Origin of the sequence: Goodfellowiella coeruleoviolacea (genome assembly GCF_024171785.1) — a bacterium.
Taxonomy (GTDB): Bacteria; Actinomycetota; Actinomycetes; order Mycobacteriales; family Pseudonocardiaceae; genus Goodfellowiella; species Goodfellowiella coeruleoviolacea.
This window is the reverse complement of the sequence record NZ_JAMTCK010000002.1, coordinates 462,756-479,917: the sequence shown is the minus strand read 5'-3', so window position 1 is coordinate 479,917 and position 17,162 is coordinate 462,756. Positions and strand designations below refer to the sequence as shown.

The following is a 17,162-nucleotide window of genomic DNA, read 5'->3' as shown; positions in this document are numbered from 1 at the left end:
GCTCTTCGCTGTCCCCGACGGCGGGTGGGCCTGGGTGGTCAGCCGCCACGAAGACGTGCGAACCGTGTTGAACGACCGGCGGTTCAGCGCCGACCGGCAGCATCCGGACTTCCCGCAGCTGGTCAAGGGCGAGGCCGCGGCCCGGCGGCCGGACGAGGAGCGCACCCTGATCGCGATGGACGCGCCCGAGCACGGGCCGGCGCGCAGGGCCGTACTCGGCGAGTTCACGGTGCGCCGGTTGGAGGCGCTGCGGCCGCGGATCCAGGAGATCGTCGACGGGCAGATCGACGCGCTGCTGGCCGGGCCACGGCCCGGTGACCTGGTGACAACGCTGGGCGGCGTGGTCGGACCCGCGCGAGGTCCACTGTGGACAATCACGTCGGGTCGGGTGGCGCCCGCACAACCCAGGACCACCCGACCCGGCCCGCCTCAGAACGCGCTGGCCCGGACGGCCAGGACGTGCCGGGACCCGGCGTGCTCGCTGAGGGTCCACATCTCGTCGCGGGACTTGACGTAGCTGAAGTCCTCGGTGCCGTAGGGCAGCGCCGCCGAGTTGATCTTGACGCTCTGCCCCTGCACCCAGGTGACCAGGTCGCCCTTGGCGCCGGGGTTGCTGCGGGAGATGTAGTACTTCCCGTTCACGCTGGCCGCGCCCTGCATCGCCCTGATGTTGACCTCGTAGGCCCAGGCCGCGGTGGCGGTCCCGTTGGTGGCGACCAGTTCGCGGTTGGTGTAGTCGATGTTGAACCGGAACAGCCGGCTGCCGTCGCCGACCTCGTCGAACTCGCCGACCAGGATGCTGTCCGGGCTGGTCGTGCGGTCCAGCGACACGAACGAGAAGCGCATCCTGGTCACCCCGCTGGGGACCGACTGCTGGTAGGAGAACTTCTGCGGCAGCACGTACAGGTAGCCGTAGGCGCTGTAGGTGCCGTCGCTGCCCCGGCCGATGACGCCGTCGTTGGCGGTGGACACCTGGAGGATGTTGTTCAGGTCGAACACGCGCAGGCCGTTGTTGGTGTCCACCACGTACAGCAGGTTGCCGTACCACATCAGCCCGCCGGCGTGGATGCTGATCGCCTTGTAGCTGGGATTGGACCCGCTGGTGGTCGGCTCGACCAGCAGCACGTGCCGGTACACCGGCTTGGTCGGCGTGGTCCGGTCCACGAAGCTGATCCGCACGCCCTTGGCCGGCGCGGTGCCCGAGTCGTACCACGACACCAACACGACGTCGCGCCCCTCGTAGGTACCGGCGTCGTAGGCGTCCGCGCTGGTGGTGATGCCCTGCGGAATCCACTCGGTGACGGTGTTGTCCCCGGACTGCCAGTCGAAGCCGGCGGCGAAGTTCTTGGCCTGGGCCGCGCCCGCGCTGGCCGACATCGGGGTGGCGGTGCGGTTGGCGCTGTCCAGCACCGCGCTGACGCTCGCCCTGGGCAGCGCGTTGACCAGGGCGTCGTACGCGCTGTTGTCCGCGCTCCGGATCAGCTTGAAGTTGCTGGACGGCAGGACCGCCGCCGAGGCGGTACCCGGGAGCAGGGCCCCGACCGCGCTCGCCAGGGCGGGCGCGAACAGGCCCGCCAGCACGGTTCTTCTACGCAGGGTCGTCATTGTTGGAATATAACCAACTAGGGAAGATTTCCGGTTCCTCCGAACGGATCATTCCCGGGTAACACGACGGCACCTGACAACGGGACCATCCGGCCGGCGGCCGCAGTGTGCGGGGCCGCCGGCCAGCGCGTCGTCAGGTGCCGCCAGCGAGTGTCGTGACCTACAGCGCCATTACCTACAGCGCCACTACCTGGAGCGCCACTAGCTACAGCGCCACCCCGAGCAGGGCGTCCACCGCCGTGCGGATCAGCGCCGGAGCCGCGGCGTCATCGGCGCCGGAGCGCCGGCTGAGCGCCTCGCCCACCCAGGCGTCCACGGCGGCCAGCGCCCTGGGCGTGTCCAGGTCGTCGGACAGGTGGTCGCGCAGCCGGGCGACCGTGTCCTCGGCGGGCGGCCCCGAGGGCAGCTCCACCGCCTCCCGCCACCGGGCCAGCCGGGCGGTGGCCGCGGTGAGCAGGTCCTGGGTCCACGGCCGGTCCTGGCGGTAGTGCCCGGACAGCAGCGCCAGTCGCACCGCCATCGGGTCGGCCCCGTCAGCGCGCAGCCGGGAGACGAACACCAGGTTGCCCCGGGACTTGGACATCTTCTCGCCGTCCAGCCCGATCATGCCGGCGTGGCTGTAGTGCCGGGCGAACGGGTGCTCGCCGGTCAGCGCCTCGGCGTGGGCGGCGCTGAACTCGTGGTGCGGGAAGATCAGGTCCGATCCCCCGCCCTGCAGGTCGAACGGCAGCCCGAGCCGGTTCAACGCGATGGCGCTGCACTCGATGTGCCAGCCGGGCCGCCCCGCCCCCAGCTCGGAGGGCCAGGACGGCTCCCCGTCCCGCGCCATCCGCCACAGCAGCGCGTCCAGCGGGTGGCGCTTGCCCTCGCGGTCCGGGTCACCACCCCGCTCGGCGAACAGCTCCACCATGGTGGCCTCGTCGTAGTTCGACTCGTAGCCGAACCGGCCGGTGGCGCTGTGGTCGAAGTAGATGTCGGGGTACTCCGGGTCGGCCACCCGGTAGGCCACCCCGTCGGCGAGCAGCTTGGCCACCGCCACCACGATCTCCGGAATGGACTCCACCGCGCCCACGAACTCGTGCGGCGCCAACACCCGCAGCGCCTCCATGTCCTCCCGGAACAGCGCTGTCTCGCGCATGCCGAGCACCACCCAGTCGTCCTGGTCGCGTTCGGCGCGCTCCAGCAGCGGGTCGTCGATGTCGGTCACGTTCTGCACGTAGTGCACCTCGTGCCCGGCGTCCAGCCACTGCCGGTGCACCAGGTCGAACGCCAGGTAGGTGGCGGCGTGGCCGAGGTGGGCGGCGTCATAGGGGGTGATGCCGCAGACGTACATCCTGGCGGTCTTGCCGGGTGTCGTCGGCCGGACCTCCCTGGTGGCCGTGTCGAACAGTCGCAGCGGGCGGGGCTGCCCGGGAACCTTCGGCACGGGCTGGGATGACCAAGTCTGCATGACACCGACCCTAACCTCTGCCGCCGGCGGTGAAGGACGGTCATGGCGGGCGTCCGCGCTGTGAGACGGTGCGCCGCCGCGGTATCACGGTCCGTCACCGCAGCCGGCCCCGTGTCCGCCCGACGGGCGCGGTGGTGACGCACGGTCCGGCACCGGCAGGCGCAGCGTGACGCCGGGCTCCCACCCGAGGTCACTCGCCGGCGCCCCGCTCGGCGGTGATCCGCAGCCGGCCGTCGGCAACGGTGACCCGGGCGGTGTCGCCGGGGTTGAGCTGCCCACGCAACAGCATCTCGGACAGCTCGTCGTCGAGGTCGCGCTGGATGGCCCGCCGCAGCGGCCGGGCACCGAACTGCGGCTGGTAGCCGCGGTTGGCCAGGTAGTCGACGGCCTCGTCGCTGACGTCGAGGGCGACGTGCTGGGCGTGCAGGCGACGTCGGCTGTGCTCGACCAGCAGGCCGGTGATCGCGTGCAGCTGCTGCCGGCCGAGCCCCTGGAACAGGATGATCTCGTCGATCCGGTTGAGGAACTCCGGCCGGAAGCGCTGGCCGAGCAGGTCCATCAGCTCCTGGCGCAGCTCCGCGACGGGGCGGCCGGCCGTGGTGGCCGCGAGGATGCGGTCCGCGCCGATGTTGCTGGTCATGATGACGACGGTGTTGGAGAAGTCGACCGTGCGCCCCTGGGCGTCGGTCAGCCGGCCGTCGTCGAGCAGCTGCAACAGGGTGTTGAACACGTCCGGGTGCGCCTTCTCGATCTCGTCGAACAGCAGCACGCAGTACGGCCGGCGCCGCACCGCCTCGGTGAGCTGCCCCGCCTCCTCGTAGCCGACGTAGCCGGGTGGCGCGCCGACCAGGCGGGACACCGTGTGCCGCTCCTGGAACTCGCTCATGTCGAAGCGGACCATCCGGTCCTCCGCGCCGAACAGCGCTTCGGCCAGGGCCCTGGCCAGCTCGGTCTTGCCCACCCCGGTCGGGCCGAGGAACAGGAAGGACCCGTCCGGCCGGCGCGGGTCGGCCATGCCGGCCCTGGCCCGGCGCACCGCCCTGGCCACGGCGCTGACCGCCTCGTCCTGCCCGACCACGCGCTCGTGCAGCTGCTTCTCCAGCCCCAGCAGTCGTTCCTTCTCCTCCTCGGTGAGCTGGGCGACCGGGATGCCGGTGGCCCGGGACACGACCTCGGCGATGTGCTCGGGCGTCACCTCGACCACCCCGCCCGCCGCCGACTCCCTGGCCCGCCGCAGCTCCTCCTCGGCCTCGGCCAACCGCTGTTTGAGCTGGCCAGCGCGCTCGTAGTCCTCGGCGGCGACCGCGCTGTCCTTCTCCCGCCGCAGCGAGGCGACACGCTCCTCCAGTTGCCGGGTGTCCGGGGCGGGCGTGCGGGACCGCAGCCGCACGCGGGCGCTGGCCTGGTCGATGAGGTCGATGGCCTTGTCCGGCAGGAACCGGGCGGTGATGTAGCGGTCGGACAGCTCGGCGGCGGCCACCAGCGCCTCGTCGGTGATGCGCACCTGGTGGTGGGCCTCGTAGCGGTCGCGCAGTCCCCGCAGGATCGCCACGGTGTCCGCCACACTGGGTTCGGGCACCAGGATGGGCTGGAACCGGCGTTCCAGGGCCGGGTCCTTCTCGATGTTGGTGCGGTACTCGTCCACCGTGGTCGCCCCGATCACGTGGAGTTCACCGCTGGCCAGCGCGGGTTTGAGGATGTTGCCGGCGTCCATCGAGGAATCCCCGCCGGCACCGGCGCCGACGATGGTGTGCACCTCGTCGACGAAGAGGACGACCTTGCCCTCGGCGGCACGCACCTCGTCGATGACGTTCTTCAGCCGTTCCTCGAACTCACCCCGGTACTTCGTCCCGGCCACCATGCCGGCCAGGTCCAGGGTCACCACCCGGCGGTCGGCCAGCGGGTCGGGCACGTCGTTGTTGACGATGCGCTGGGCGATGCCCGCCACGATGGCGGTCTTGCCCACGCCCGGGTCACCGATCAGCACCGGGTTGTTCTTGGTGCGCCGGGACAGCACCTCGATGGTCTGGTCGATCTCGTCCTCCCGACCGACAACCGGGTCCAGCTTGCCCTCCCGGGCGGACCGGGTCAGGTCCCGGCCGTACTGGTCCAGGGTGGGTGTCCTGCTCGTCGCGCCGGCCCGCCCGCCGTCGCCACCACCGGCAAGGCCCTCGCCGCCGGAGGTGCCCAGCCCGCGCAGTGCCTGCCCGGCCGGGGTCTCCGCGTTGGCCGCCAGGCCGAGCAGGATGTGGTCGGGACCGATGTAGCTGGCACCGGCCTGCCTGGCCTGCGCGTGCGCGTCCAGCAGCGCCCGCTTGACCGCCGGGGTCAGCGGTGGTGTCTCGGCCGAGGGCTCCCCCTTGGCGACGGCCTGCTCCATGCGGGTGGCCAGCCGCTGGGGATCGGCGCCGGCCTGCTCCAGGATCTGCCGGGTGGTCGGCAACTGCGTCGCCGCCCACAGCAGGTGCTCGGCGTCCAGGTTCGGGCTGCCCCACTCGGCGGCCTGCTCCGCCGCGCGCTGGATCAGGTCGCGCGCCTGGTCGGACAGCAACCGGGACAGGTCCACCCGCTGCACCGGCCGGCGGGGGGCCATCCCACCGAACGGGTCGCCGCCGAAGAACCGCTGGATCAGGTCGTCAAAGGGCGCGCCGAAACCGCGCCCGCCAAAGGGCTCACCGGACACCGCGCTCACTCCTCGTCCTGTTCGTCCTGTTCGTCCTGTCGAGCGGAAGCCGCCCAGCGGACAGCGGTTCCACCACCCGCTCCCGGGGATCTCCTTGCTCCCCAACGGCTTCCCACCGACACCCCCGGCTTAACCAGCCAACGCGCCGGGTGCGCCGAGCGCGCCGACGCACGGCCCGGGCAGTGTGCCCACGCTCGTTGGCACGGGTCCGCGAGCGTCGAGCACCGCGGGCCGGCCCACCGGCACGTGGCCGCCCGCTGCGCACACCCTCCCCGCGCGAGAGCTGACTACAGTCGGGCTGAGTGGTGGTCGGCCCAGGCCGAAGTAGCTCAAGGAGGGCGCGCCGTGCCAGCCGTGGACGTCGTGGTGGTCGGGGCCGGGATCGTCGGACTGGCGACGGCGCGCGCCGTGCTGCGCGCGGCACCCGGCACGTCCGTGCTGGTGCTGGAGGCCGAGGCGCGGTGGGCGGCCCACCAGTCCGGCCACAACAGCAACGTGATCCACAGCGGCCTGTACTACGCGCCAGGCAGCCACAAGGCGCGGATGGCCCGGGCCGGCGCCGAGCGGATGATCCGCTTCTGCGCGGAGCACGCGGTGCCGGTGCGGCGCACCGGCAAGCTCGTGGTGGCGACCAGCCCGGCGCAGCTGCCCCGGCTCGACGCGCTCGTCGCGCGCGGCACCGCGAACGGGGTGACCGTGCGCCGCATCAGCCAGGCCGAACTGGCCGAGCGGGAGCCGCACGTGCGGGCCGTCGCCGCCGCGCACGTGGCGGAGACCGCGGTGACCGACTACGCACGGGTGTGCGCCGCGCTGGTCGCGGAGATCACCGAACTCGGCGGCGCGGTGCGCACGTCCGCGCCCGTGCACCGCATCGACATCACCGACACCGAGGTGGTGCTCGGCCTGCCCCAGGGCCGGGAGCGGGCCGGCGCGCTGGTCAACTGCGCCGGCCTGCACAGTGACCGGGTGGCGCGGCTGAGCGGGATCAGACCACCCGTGCGCATCGTCCCGTTCCGGGGCGAGTACGCCGCGCTGCGCCCGCACCGGTCCGCCCTGGTGCGCGGCCCGGTCTACCCGGTGCCCGACCCGGACCTGCCCTTCCTGGGCATCCACCTGACCCCGTTGCTGGACGGCACCGTCCACATCGGTCCCAACGCGGTGCCGGCGTTCGCCAGGCACGGCTACCGCTGGCGGGACGTCGAGCCCCGGCTGCTCGCCGAACTGGCCCGCGATCCCGCCGTCCGCGGACTGGCCCGCCGGTACTGGCGCTACGGCCTGGCCGAGTTCGCCCGGTCGGCGATCTGGCCGCTGTTCGTCCGCGACGTCCGCGCCATGCTGCCCGACGTGCGCGGCGCTGACCTGGTGCGGCACGGCTCGGGCGTGCGGGCCCAGGCGGTGGACGACAGCGGCCGGCTCGTCGACGACTTCGTCATCACCCGGGCCAGGCGCGCGGTGCACGTGTTGAACGCGCCCTCCCCCGCGGCCACCGCCAGCCTGGTGATCGGCGAGCGGGTCGCCTCGGACGTGCTCGACGAGCTGCGCCGCAGCTGACCCAGCACGCCGGGCACGGACGCCCCACCGAGCCCCAGGGAGAACTTTGTCCTTAATGGACTGTCCACACGGCAGGGTGTGGGCGCGCCGGGTCAGCGGTACTTCGCCACGAGGTACTGCTGCCAGCTGACCGTGCCGGTCGGCTGGGCGTCGGTGGTGAGGTGTCCGCCCCGGAACGCCGCGCCCAGCGTGCCCGGCAGCGTCAGCCGCAGCACCGGGCGCCGCGTGCCCCGCACCTCCAGCCACTGCCTGGCCGCCTCGTCGAAGGCCAGCACCTCGGGGCCACCGAAGTTCTCGACCGACCCGCTGGGCCCGCGCTCGATCCGGTCCCGGATCCGTTCGGCGACATCGCCCACGGCGACCGGCTGGGCCGCGATGCCGGGATCGGTGATCAGCACACCCAGCTTCGCCATCATGGTGAACGCCCGGTCCACGAAGGCGTGGAACTGCGTTGCCCGCAGGATGGACCAGGGCAGCGGCGCGTCCCTGACCACCTCCTCGCCGCGCACCTTGCTCTGGAAGTAGCCCCACGGCACCCGGTCGGTCCCCACGATGGAGGTGTAGAGCAGGTGGCTCACCCCGGCCCTGGCCGCCGCCTCGGTGAGCAGCCGGGTGCCGTCGATCTCGACCCTGTCGGTGTACTTCCCCTTGTACGGCGCGGCCGCCAGGTGCACCACCGCGTCCACCTCGGCGACGGCCTCGGCCACGCCCGCGCCGGTGGTGAGGTCCGCGGTGATCCAGTCGATTCCGCTGCCCGTGTCCGGCCGGGGTTTCCGGCTCGTCGCCCGCACCGCGACACCCGCCTCCCGCAGCGCCGGCAGCACTGCCGAGCCCAGCACACCCGTCGCACCGGTCACCAGAACCCGCATCGCGTCTCCTCGGTTGCCTGTCATGCCCCACCTGACGAGGCAGCCGGGCAACGTGTGACAGTGATCCGGGCAACAGGTGCCAACAGGCGTGGGCAGCACGCCGACCTCGGCCGGCTAGCGGGGCACCGGCTCGACTGGCTGGTCACCGGCGCGGTCCCGGTCGCGGCGCAGTCCCATGCCCGCGATCGGCACCAGCACCAGGGTCAACCCGGCCGACACCGCCAGTCCACCGTGGACACCCACCGCCGTGATGAGCGGCCCGGCCAGGCCGAGCCCGATCGGCGCCGCCAGCACGGACACCGCCGACCAGAGCGTGAGCACCGGCTGCTGCTCGTCCTGGTGCAGCACCGACTGCACGAGCGTGTAAACCACCGGGGTGAACGGCGCGTACACCACACCGAGCGCGAAGAACACCGCTGTGGCCAGCGAGGCAGTGGGCACCAACAGCAACAGCACGACCACCAACCCCTGGGCCGCGATGATCGCGACGAGCAGCCGCTGCTGCGGTAACCGGCGCAGCCAGTTGGTGCCGATCGCGCCGATCAGCGTGCCGATCCCGAACCCCGCCCAGATCACCCCGAGGGTGGCACCGTCGCCGCCCAGCGGTCCCCGCACCAGCAGCGGCAGGGCCACCTCCACCGGCATGTAGAACAGGTTGACGCAGAACACCACCACGCACAGCCGCGCGGCCATCGGCACCCGGCGCAGAATGCGCAACCCGGACGCGGGGATGCTGGTGCCGCGCACCGAACCGGACTGGGCTGGCACCACCACCAGCAGCACGACCAGCAACAGGAAGAAGGAGAGCCCGTCGACCAGCAGCGCCACCCCCGGCTGCCCCACGGCCGACAGCACCCCGCCGAGCACCGGCCCGGCCGCGTAGAGCGTGATCCCCTGGCTGGTGCTGAGCAGTCCGTTGACCGCGAACAGGCCCGCCGGCTCCACCAGCGCGGTCATCACCAGACGCCGACTGCTTATCGCGACCATCCGGAACACCGACCCGAACAGCAGGCCGCACACCAACACCGGCAGTGACAGGTCCCCGGACAGCGCCAACACACCCAGCCCGACGAACAGCACCCCGCGCAACAGGCAGTCCCAGATCAACAGGGCTCGGGGTGGCACCCGCAACCGGCCGAGCCCGATGGCGAACGCCAACGCCGTGGCGAGCAGGTACGGCGCGGCCTCCACGATCGCGATCACCAACGCGGCCGGCGTGTCACCCCGCACCGCCAGCGCCAGCAACGGCAGCGCGGTGACGAGCATGCCGTCACCCACACTGGAGATCACAACTCCGACGAGCAGCGGCGCGAGCCGCCCGGTCCGCAACACCCGCCAGTACGACCAGTCATCACCGCTTTTCACGCGCGCAATCGTGATACTTCGACCGCAGTGGAGGTCAACAACTTTCCGGCCGACTGCCACCTGGTGAAAGAATCGGGCCATGGCCGTTTTCGCGCACCCCGACCGGCACCACGTCGCGGTACTCGTCCGGCACGGCTTCCTGCCCATCGAGGTCGGCATCGCCCACCGGTTGTTCCGGGAATCCCGCTCGGCCGGGGGCAGCCGGCTGTACGAGGTCGTGACGTGCTCACTCGCCCCCGGCGAGGTGCGCACCGACACCGACTTCACCGTCAACATCACCCACGGGCCCGAAGCCCTCGCCGAGGCCGACACCATGATCGTTCCAGCGTCCAAGGAGCACGAGCCGCGCGAGTCCCGGCTCAGCGGACCGCTGGCCGACGCCTTCGCCCTGATCAGGCCGGGCACCAGGATCGCATCGATCTGCACGGGTGCCTTCGTCCTGGCCGCGGCCGGGCTGCTCGACGGCCGCAGGGCGACCACGCACTGGCGAGCGGCGGACGAGTTCCGGGCGTTGTTCCCGTCGGTCGAACTCGACCCGAATGTCCTCTACGCCGACGAGGGGGACGTGCTCACCGCGGCCGGCGTGGCCTCCGGCATCGACCTGTGCCTGCACATGATCCGACGGGACCACGGTTCGGCCGTGGCCAACGACGTCGCCCGCCGCACCGTGGTCGCCCCGCACCGGGAGGGCGGGCAGGCCCAGTTCATCCGCCGGCCGGTTGCCAGGCCGATGTCATCCTCCACCGGCAAGGCCCGCGACTGGGCTCTTGAGCACCTGCACCTGCCGCTGAGCCTGGAGGACCTGGCCGCCAGGCAGGCCATGAGCGTGCGCACGTTCACCCGCCGGTTCCGTGAGGAGGTGGGGACTTCGCCGGGCCAGTGGCTGATCCAGCAGCGCGTCGAGCGCGCCAGACAACTGCTGGAGGAAACCGATTTGTCCGTTGACCGGATCGCGCGGGACGCCGGCTTCGGCACGGCCACCTCGCTGCGCCAGCACCTGCAGGCCGCGATCGGCGTCTCCCCCAGTGCCTACCGGGCCACGTTCCGCGGCCCGACAGCCGCAGCCAGTGCCTGAACGCCGGGGCGCGCCAGCAGCAACAGTCTGAGCAGAGCGGGAAACAGCGTGCCCGGGCAGCGGTCGCCAGCGCCTGAACGCCGGGGCGCGCCCAGCAGCACGGCCTGAGCGAGCGGGAAGCAGCGTGCCCGGGCGGCGGCCGGCAGTGCCGACAGCCCCCCGGGACAGTGGAACACGGTCAGCTGCTCTTCGCCACCAGGCCAGGGCTTGCGCTGACCCGCTCCCGGTCGTCCGCTGACGCGGCAGCGGCCGGGCGGATGATCGCGTACCCCTGGCGTTCGGACGCCCGGAACGAGGACTCGGGCGAGAACACCAACTCGGCCAGGGGAACCGGTTTGTGGTAGAAGCACATCGAGGTCGGGACCCCGAAGATGTCGGCCGATCCCACGAAGAAGGGCAACTCGGCCAGGAGGTAGCGCACGCCGGCCCGAACCTGTTCAGCGGTTGGCTCGTCGCCGTCGAGGTAACTGCGCAACACGACCCGGCTCATCGCCAGGCAGCGGCTGCTCAGTTCGGCATCCTGGTTGAACGCCTCCTCCGCCCGCGCGCGAAGGGCTTGGTAGACGGGATTGGTCAGCAGACTCGACAACAGGTGGAGATGCCCCTCCACCGGCGCCGAGTCGTCAACAGCCCGCCAGGCGCGCACCACGCGGTTGCGCACGGCGTTGATCTCGCCGCGTGCCTTCTGGGTGGCACGGGCCGGCGGGTAGCCGATCGCCATCAGGTTGTCGACAAACGCCGAGTCCGGCACGATGACGTCGACTTGGGTGAAGCGGGCGCGGACCCAGCGCAGCAGTTCGGTCAGCAGCCCGACCCGGAAGTAACTGTTGCCCGGGCTCACCCCGACGACGACGTGGTCTCCACGCTCGTAGATGCGCTGACAGGACGGTGTCAGCGGGATGAACTCGAAATCTCCGCGACCGGCGGTGGACGGGGCTGGGGAAGGACTTGGCTCACAAACGCCGCGTTGGACGCTCATCAGATCTCCCGGCCGTCTGCTCGTTTCGTTTTCGCGTCGGCACTAGGCTCGGGTGAGCGTCCAGGTCTCGTACAGCGCGTCCGCCCCGGCCGGCTGCTGCGAGTAGTTGTCGAACACCTGGATGTCGACGAACCCCGCGTCCCCGGCGAGCCGCCGGACGATGTCGTGCTCGTGCACGTACATGCGGTGCAACTCGGTGGTCCTGGTGTACAGCCCCTCGGGCAGGCTGCTGTCCCGGGTGAACTGGACGTAGGTCAGGTCGCTGTACCTGCCGGCCTCGTCGGCCGCGAACTTCCAGAGGAACGCCGCGTCACCGAGGTCGGTCGCCAGCACGTTCGTGCCGAACCGCTCGACCATGTGCTTCTGGAGCATGGTGCGCCCCATGATGTCGAAGACGAACGTCCCACCTGGACGGAGCACCTGCGCCACCGACTGGAAGGTCCTGCCGAGAACCGCCTCGGTGTCGGGCAGGTAGTTGAAGGCCGCCGCGGAACTGATCACCGCGTCGAACTGGTGCCGCAGCGGGATGTCCGGCAGCACGGCCTGGACCAGCTCCACCCCGGCGCCCAGCCGCTGGCGGGCCTGGGCGAGCATCGCGGCGGACTGGTCCAGACCGCTCACCGCGTACCCCCGCCGGATCAGCTCCTGGAGCATGAGCCCGGTGCCGCAGCAGATCTCCAGGACCTCGTGCGTCGGCGTGGCCTGCCTGGCCCACAGCTGCGTCAGGAAGTCACCCATGCGGGTGCGCGGGCTCTCGTGCCAGCCGCCGACGACCCACTCGACCAGGCGGTCGTAGTTGGTCGCGACCTCGTCGGCGTAGAACCTCTGCTGCCCGGCGATCACGTGCGCCGGTTCCATCGTCTCGGGTTGTGCGGTCATCTGGTTGCCCTCCAAAACGGACGGTGTTGTTTCCTGTTGTGCTTCCTGTGGCACAACAGCGGCTTGGGAAACTGGGGCTCGGGAAACTGGGGCTCGGGGAACTGGGGTTTGGGAAACAGGGGTTTGGGAAACTGGGAAGCCTGACGTGCGGGCACGGGCACCACTCGGCCGTGGACGCGGTGCCGGTGGTGGTGGTGTCGGGGGCTGGCCGCCGATCCGCTGGCGGATCTGCCGTGTCGTGATCAGATGCGGTAGGCCGTGACCAGGACATACCGCAGCTCTGCGAGTGTGTCCGCGCGTTCCAGCGCTGAGGTGGCGCGCTCGAACTCGTCCTCGCCGAGGTGTCTCACGTAGACATCGCGTTCCTGGCGCATCGCCTGGGCCAGGCGGGTGTACGAGTACCGGGTGTGCTCGGTGATGTCGCTGATGTCCACCAGTTCCAGACCGGCGGCGGCCAGCAGTTCCTGGTACTCCTCGGCGTTGCCGGGGCTGTTCAGCTGCATCGAGGCGCACAGCTCCGCGATCAGCGCGGCTCTGGACTGGTCCAGGGCGGAGACCAGCATGCCGTCCGCGATCACCAGGCGGCCGCGGCGGCGCAGCACGCGGGCGACCTCGGCCAGGGCCCGGCGTCGGTCGGTGATGTGGCTGAGCGACTCGACCATCCAGGCGGCGTCGAACGATTCGTCCGGATAGGACAGTGCGGTGGCGTCGGCGTGTTCGAAGTGCGTCCGTGCCGCCAAACCCGCTTGGCGGGCGAGTTCGTTGGCCTGCGCGACCTGGTGGTGGCTGACCGAGATGCCGACCACTTCGACGTCGAGCTTCCGCGCCAGGCGCAGGGCTGGTTTGCCGGTGCCGCAACCGATGTCCAGCACCCGCTGGCCCGGACTCGCGCCGAGACGGGTGATCAGTTCGTCGGTCATCCGGTCCGTGGCCGCGGCGAGCGTGTCGCTCTCCCGTTGCTCCGTCCAGTAGCCCACGTGGAGGTTTCCGTCGTAGGAGGCGGCGAACAGGTCGGTCACCGTGTCGTAGAAACTTCCGACGTCCTCGGCGGTGACCGGGGCGGCCGGCCGACCCGCCGTACTGGCCACATTGGCTGCCGTACTGGCCACCTCAGCCACCTCAGCCACCTTGGCAGGCTCAGCCGTCTCGACCGTCTCGGCCACGGGCGGAGCTTCGACAGGTTGTGCCGTGTCGGGGGCGCTGGAAACGGCTTCACCGTTCGCCGTGATGCGCGTTGTCGTCGTCAACACCTCCACCATCTAGCGCTTGTTTCCGGTGCGGTTCCAGTTGGCTCGCAGGCCACAGTGGACTATGGCTACTGCTACTAGCCGTACTGCCGCAGCACCGGAGCGTAAAGGACTGTCCCAGCAGCCAAAGCGACTTCCACTCGAACGTGGGTCACCCACTCGGGCGTAATACCCACGAATGCTGTTTCCGCAGTGTGTCAACAACGCGGATCGCCACGCCGGCCAGTAAAAGGGCCGCTGCCCGGTGCCGTTCCGGGGCAGCGGGGAGCTAGGCAACGGCCGACAGGATGCTGGGACTGGCAGGGGCTGAACCTGGCAGCGTGCTGGGACTGGCAGCGTGCTGGGACTGGCAGCGTGCCGGACCTGGTAGGGCAACTGGCGGGTGGGTCGTGGGGCGCGTTGGGAAAAAGACGATGGGTGTGGTCACCCTGACTGCCGTTCCGACTTCACACTCAATTTCCGCATATACGCGCGAGCTGGTAGCCCACTCGCCCTTCTGCCGTCGAGTCGCAAAGAGGTAGAACACCTGATCGAGTGATGAAAAGGGTGGGACGGTTACGTAACCTGGAAATATGTCCACCGAGGGGGAAATCGGAAAGCTGCTCGACAGGATAGTCGAGTACAGCGCGATGATCAACATCGTCGAGGGTCTGCGGATGCACGCCCTCGCCGAATACCAGCGCGCCCACAACCAACCCGAATTCGCCGCTGCCGAACTCGCGCTGGCCGCTCGGTGGACCGAAAACCACGCCAACACCCAACTGTCGTTGGCCACCGATCTGGCCACCCGGCTCCCCGCCACCCTGGCCGCGCTCCAGGCCGGCCAGATCGACGCCTACAAGGCCAGGACGCTGTCCGAACTCACCCTGCCCCTGACCACCGAGCAGGCCCGCGAGGTCGAGGACAAGGTGCTGGCCGTGGCGCCCAACCAGAACGCCGCCACCATGCGCCAGTACACCCGCCGGGCCGTCCACCGCGTCGACCCGGACGGCGCCGAAGCCCGACACCGGCAGCGCGTCGCGGACCGGTCCGTGCGACTCCAGTCCTGCGACGACGGCATGGCTGAGCTGCGCGCCCACCTGCCGGCGCACCTCGCGCTGGCCATCATCGACAAGATCAACGCCGCTGCCTGCCAGGCGCGCACCCCGGGCGACCCGCGCACCGCCGACCAGCGGCGGGCCGACGCTTTCGTGGACATCTGCCTGGGCGAGGCCAGCTACCAGGCCCAGATCCAGGTCACGATCGCGGCCACCACGCTGCTCGGGCTGGACGACCAGCCTGGTGAACTGGCCGGATACGGGGAAATCCCGGCCAGTGTGGCCCGCGAGATCGCCGCCGAGGGCACGTGGTGCCGGCTGCTCACCGACCCGGTCAGTGGTGCCCTGCTCGACCACGGCCGCCGCACCTACCGGCCGCCGGTCGCACTCGCCGACCACGTTCGCACCCGGGACAAGACCTGTCGATTCCCCGGTTGTCTCCGCGCCGCCGCACAATGCGACCTCGATCACCACGTGCCCTATCCCGACGGCCCGACCTCGGCGGAAAACCTGACCACCCTGTGCCGTCACCACCACCGGCTGAAGCACGCGGCCCAATGGCGGTCAAAGCGACTGGACAACGGCACGGTCGTCTGGACCAGCCCCACCGGGCGTGAATACTCCCGCGCATCAGAACCGGTTCTGGCGAATGGGCCAGCCACACGGGTTGGTGTTGACACCAACGACAGGCCACCTTTTTAGCGGCTGCCTTTAGTGATCGCCTCTTAGCGTCTGCTTTTTAGTGACCGCTTTCTAGTGACTGCTTTCTAGTGACTGCCTTTGTTCCTGGCGCCGGCATCAGTCCTTTGTGGACCGGGTGCGACGGGCGTAGGCGCGGGCGGCCCGGACCCGGTCACCGCAGCGGGTGGAGCACCAGTGGCGGCGGGCGTGGGTGCGCAACAGGTAGCGGTTGCAGGGGGTGGCACCGCAGGCGGCGATGCAGCCCGCGTCCGACCCGGTGAGCAGGTCGGCGGCGTTCGCGGCGAGGACGGCGAGAGCGCGGTCAACGATCTGCGTGACGGGGTGGGCGGTGGCGCGGTGCAGGCCACGGGTGGGGTCCCAGCACAGCAGTGCGGCGGAGGGTGCCCTGGTGAGCGCGTCGTTGAGCGCGGACAGCGCGCCAGGCGGGGCCGGCGCCTGGGCGACGTGCGACGCGAGCAGCGCGCGCACCTGTTCGCGCAGCGACCGCAGCTGCGCCGCGCACATCTCCTGAAGTCCGGCACCGGCCGGGGCGAGGTCGTGCTCGACCAGCCATCGGGTGGCGGTCGCCGGAGTGCCGAGGAGGTCGAGGAACTGGCCGCCGGGCAGCGCAATGGCGCTGTTCGCGAAGTCGAGCGCCGGGTACTGCTCCGCTCCCGGTGCGGGCGGCAGCACAGCGGTCACGGGCTCGGTGGCCACGGGCTCGGTGGTCACAGGCTCGACGGTCACGGGCTCGGCGGTCGCAGGCTCGGTGGTCACGGGCTCGGTGGCCGCAGGCTCGACGGCCACAGGCTCGACGGCCACAGGCTCGGCAGTCACAGGCTCGGCAGTCACGGATTCCCGCATGCCTCTCATGGTATGTCTTGTCTCTATCCGTGAGAGCTGCCTATGATCACCTCACGGCAAAACAGTCTTTCTACCGTGAGGTGTTTCATGGCCGGCGATGCCAGCAACCAGTTCCCCGTCCACGTCTTCGGCGGCCCGACCGCCCTGTTCGAGTACGGCGGGCTGCGGTTCCTCACCGACCCGACCTTTGACGAGCCCGGCGACTACCAGCGGCCCGGCCGACCGGTCCTGACCAAGACCGCGCCCTCGGCCGGCAGTCCCGCCGATCTCGGCCGCATCGACGTGGTCCTGCTCTCCCACGACGAGCACGCCGACAACCTCGACAACTCCGGCCGGGCCCTGCTCGCCGACGTCCCACTCACCCTCACCACGCCCGGCGGCGGACAGCGCCTCGGCGGCACGGCCAGGGGAATGGCCGACTGGGAGTCGGTCGAACTCGACCGGCCCGGCGGCGGCACGGTCACGGTGACGGCCGTGCCCGCGATCCACGGGCCAGGGGAACGTGCGGAGGTTGAGCCGGTCACCGGCGAGGTCGTCGGCTTCGTGCTGCACGGGGCAGGTCTGCCCACCGTCTACGTCAGCGGCGACAACGCCTCGCTCGACGTGGTCCAGCAGATCGCCGAGCGCTTCGCCCCGGTGGACACCGCCGTCCTCTTCGCCGGAGCACCCCGCTTCCCCGTTGTCTTCGACGGCGGGCCGCTCGTCCTCGACAGCGCCCAGTCCGCCGAGGCCGCCGAAATCCTCGGTGCCCGCCGGGTGGTTCCCGTCCACTACGAGGGCTGGGCCCACTTCACCGAGGGGCGCGACGAGTTGGTGGCCGCGTTCACCGCGGCGAGCCTGGCCGACCGCCTGGACTTCGGCGACCGGGGCTGACCCC

13 protein-coding genes and 1 pseudogene are annotated in these 17,162 nt (G+C 70.9%); 5 read left to right on the top strand and 9 right to left on the bottom strand.

Annotated elements, in window-relative coordinates; genetic code table 11:
- Window positions 1–10: 10 nt before the first annotated feature.
- Window positions 11–334: pseudogene (locus tag LX83_RS05490) on the top strand (cytochrome P450); the annotation flags it as partial.
- 95 nt (window positions 335–429) lie between these two features.
- On the opposite strand, the gene LX83_RS05485 reads toward LX83_RS05490, so the two are convergent.
- From LX83_RS05485 to LX83_RS05475, 3 genes are all read right to left on the bottom strand, one after another.
- Window positions 430–1,605: a hypothetical protein gene (locus tag LX83_RS05485; RefSeq protein WP_253767706.1), complete on the bottom strand. Its 1,176-nt coding sequence runs from the start codon at window positions 1,603–1,605 to the stop codon at window positions 430–432.
- 205 nt (window positions 1,606–1,810) lie between these two features.
- Window positions 1,811–3,055, bottom strand: a complete 1,245-nt coding sequence (gene mshC, locus LX83_RS05480; RefSeq protein ID WP_253767704.1) for a cysteine--1-D-myo-inosityl 2-amino-2-deoxy-alpha-D-glucopyranoside ligase — start codon at window positions 3,053–3,055, stop codon at window positions 1,811–1,813.
- Between the two features lie 190 nt (window positions 3,056–3,245).
- On the bottom strand, window positions 3,246–5,738 hold the full coding sequence (locus LX83_RS05475; protein WP_407649491.1) for an ATP-dependent Clp protease ATP-binding subunit: 2,493 nt from the start codon (window positions 5,736–5,738) through the stop codon (window positions 3,246–3,248).
- 345 nt (window positions 5,739–6,083) lie between these two features.
- Here LX83_RS05475 and lhgO point away from each other — a divergent pair, with 345 nt between their 5' ends.
- Complete coding sequence (lhgO, locus tag LX83_RS05470; RefSeq protein WP_253767700.1) at window positions 6,084–7,289, top strand: L-2-hydroxyglutarate oxidase; 1,206 nt, start codon at window positions 6,084–6,086, stop codon at window positions 7,287–7,289.
- 92 nt (window positions 7,290–7,381) lie between these two features.
- Here the strand turns inward: lhgO and LX83_RS05465 are convergent, their stop codons facing one another.
- On the bottom strand, window positions 7,382–8,158 hold the full coding sequence (locus LX83_RS05465) for an SDR family oxidoreductase (RefSeq protein WP_253767699.1): 777 nt from the start codon (window positions 8,156–8,158) through the stop codon (window positions 7,382–7,384).
- Between the two features lie 114 nt (window positions 8,159–8,272).
- Entirely contained in the window at window positions 8,273–9,523 is a 1,251-nt protein-coding gene (locus LX83_RS05460; protein ID WP_253767697.1) for an MFS transporter, read from the bottom strand.
- Between the two features lie 79 nt (window positions 9,524–9,602).
- Here LX83_RS05460 and LX83_RS05455 point away from each other — a divergent pair, with 79 nt between their 5' ends.
- Window positions 9,603–10,598 (top strand): GlxA family transcriptional regulator, encoded by a 996-nt coding sequence (locus tag LX83_RS05455; protein WP_253767696.1) that lies wholly within the window; start codon window positions 9,603–9,605, stop codon window positions 10,596–10,598.
- A 178-nt stretch (window positions 10,599–10,776) separates the two neighbouring features.
- Here the strand turns inward: LX83_RS05455 and LX83_RS05450 are convergent, their stop codons facing one another.
- The 3 genes from LX83_RS05450 to LX83_RS05440 all read right to left on the bottom strand — a co-directional run bounded on the left by LX83_RS05450 (window position 10,777) and on the right by LX83_RS05440 (window position 13,583).
- Entirely contained in the window at window positions 10,777–11,577 is an 801-nt protein-coding gene (locus tag LX83_RS05450; protein ID WP_253767694.1) for a tRNA-dependent cyclodipeptide synthase, read from the bottom strand.
- A gap of 42 nt (window positions 11,578–11,619) precedes the next feature.
- Window positions 11,620–12,456 (bottom strand): class I SAM-dependent DNA methyltransferase, encoded by an 837-nt coding sequence (locus tag LX83_RS05445; RefSeq protein WP_253767692.1) that lies wholly within the window; start codon window positions 12,454–12,456, stop codon window positions 11,620–11,622.
- Between the two features lie 242 nt (window positions 12,457–12,698).
- Complete coding sequence (locus LX83_RS05440; RefSeq protein WP_253767690.1) at window positions 12,699–13,583, bottom strand: SAM-dependent methyltransferase; 885 nt, start codon at window positions 13,581–13,583, stop codon at window positions 12,699–12,701.
- A gap of 692 nt (window positions 13,584–14,275) precedes the next feature.
- Between LX83_RS05440 and LX83_RS05435 the strand changes: the two genes are divergently transcribed.
- On the top strand, window positions 14,276–15,442 hold the full coding sequence (locus tag LX83_RS05435; RefSeq protein WP_253767689.1) for an HNH endonuclease signature motif containing protein: 1,167 nt from the start codon (window positions 14,276–14,278) through the stop codon (window positions 15,440–15,442).
- 96 nt (window positions 15,443–15,538) lie between these two features.
- Here LX83_RS05435 and LX83_RS05430 read toward each other — a convergent pair whose 3' ends face one another.
- A complete protein-coding gene (locus LX83_RS05430) occupies window positions 15,539–16,153 on the bottom strand; it encodes a CGNR zinc finger domain-containing protein (RefSeq protein WP_253767687.1) in 615 nt (204 codons plus the stop codon).
- Window positions 16,154–16,372: 219 nt separating this feature from the next.
- Here LX83_RS05430 and LX83_RS05425 point away from each other — a divergent pair, with 219 nt between their 5' ends.
- Window positions 16,373–17,158, top strand: a complete 786-nt coding sequence (locus LX83_RS05425; RefSeq protein WP_253767685.1) for an MBL fold metallo-hydrolase — start codon at window positions 16,373–16,375, stop codon at window positions 17,156–17,158.
- The last annotated feature ends 4 nt before the right edge of the window (window positions 17,159–17,162 follow it).

Bases quoted from the DNA above. Each gene is read 5' to 3' on its own strand.
- LX83_RS05485 (WP_253767706.1), bottom strand. From the start codon at position 1,605: ATGACGACCCTGCGTAGAAGAACCGTGCTGGCGGGCCTGTTCGCGCCC.
- mshC (WP_253767704.1), bottom strand. From the start codon at position 3,055: ATGCAGACTTGGTCATCCCAGCCCGTGCCGAAGGTTCCCGGGCAGCCC.
- LX83_RS05465 (WP_253767699.1), bottom strand. From the start codon at position 8,158: ATGCGGGTTCTGGTGACCGGTGCGACGGGTGTGCTGGGCTCGGCAGTG.
- LX83_RS05455 (WP_253767696.1), top strand. From the start codon at position 9,603: ATGGCCGTTTTCGCGCACCCCGACCGGCACCACGTCGCGGTACTCGTC.
- LX83_RS05450 (WP_253767694.1), bottom strand. From the start codon at position 11,577: ATGAGCGTCCAACGCGGCGTTTGTGAGCCAAGTCCTTCCCCAGCCCCG.
- LX83_RS05445 (WP_253767692.1), bottom strand. From the start codon at position 12,456: ATGACCGCACAACCCGAGACGATGGAACCGGCGCACGTGATCGCCGGG.
- LX83_RS05435 (WP_253767689.1), top strand. From the start codon at position 14,276: ATGTCCACCGAGGGGGAAATCGGAAAGCTGCTCGACAGGATAGTCGAG.
- LX83_RS05425 (WP_253767685.1), top strand. From the start codon at position 16,373: ATGGCCGGCGATGCCAGCAACCAGTTCCCCGTCCACGTCTTCGGCGGC.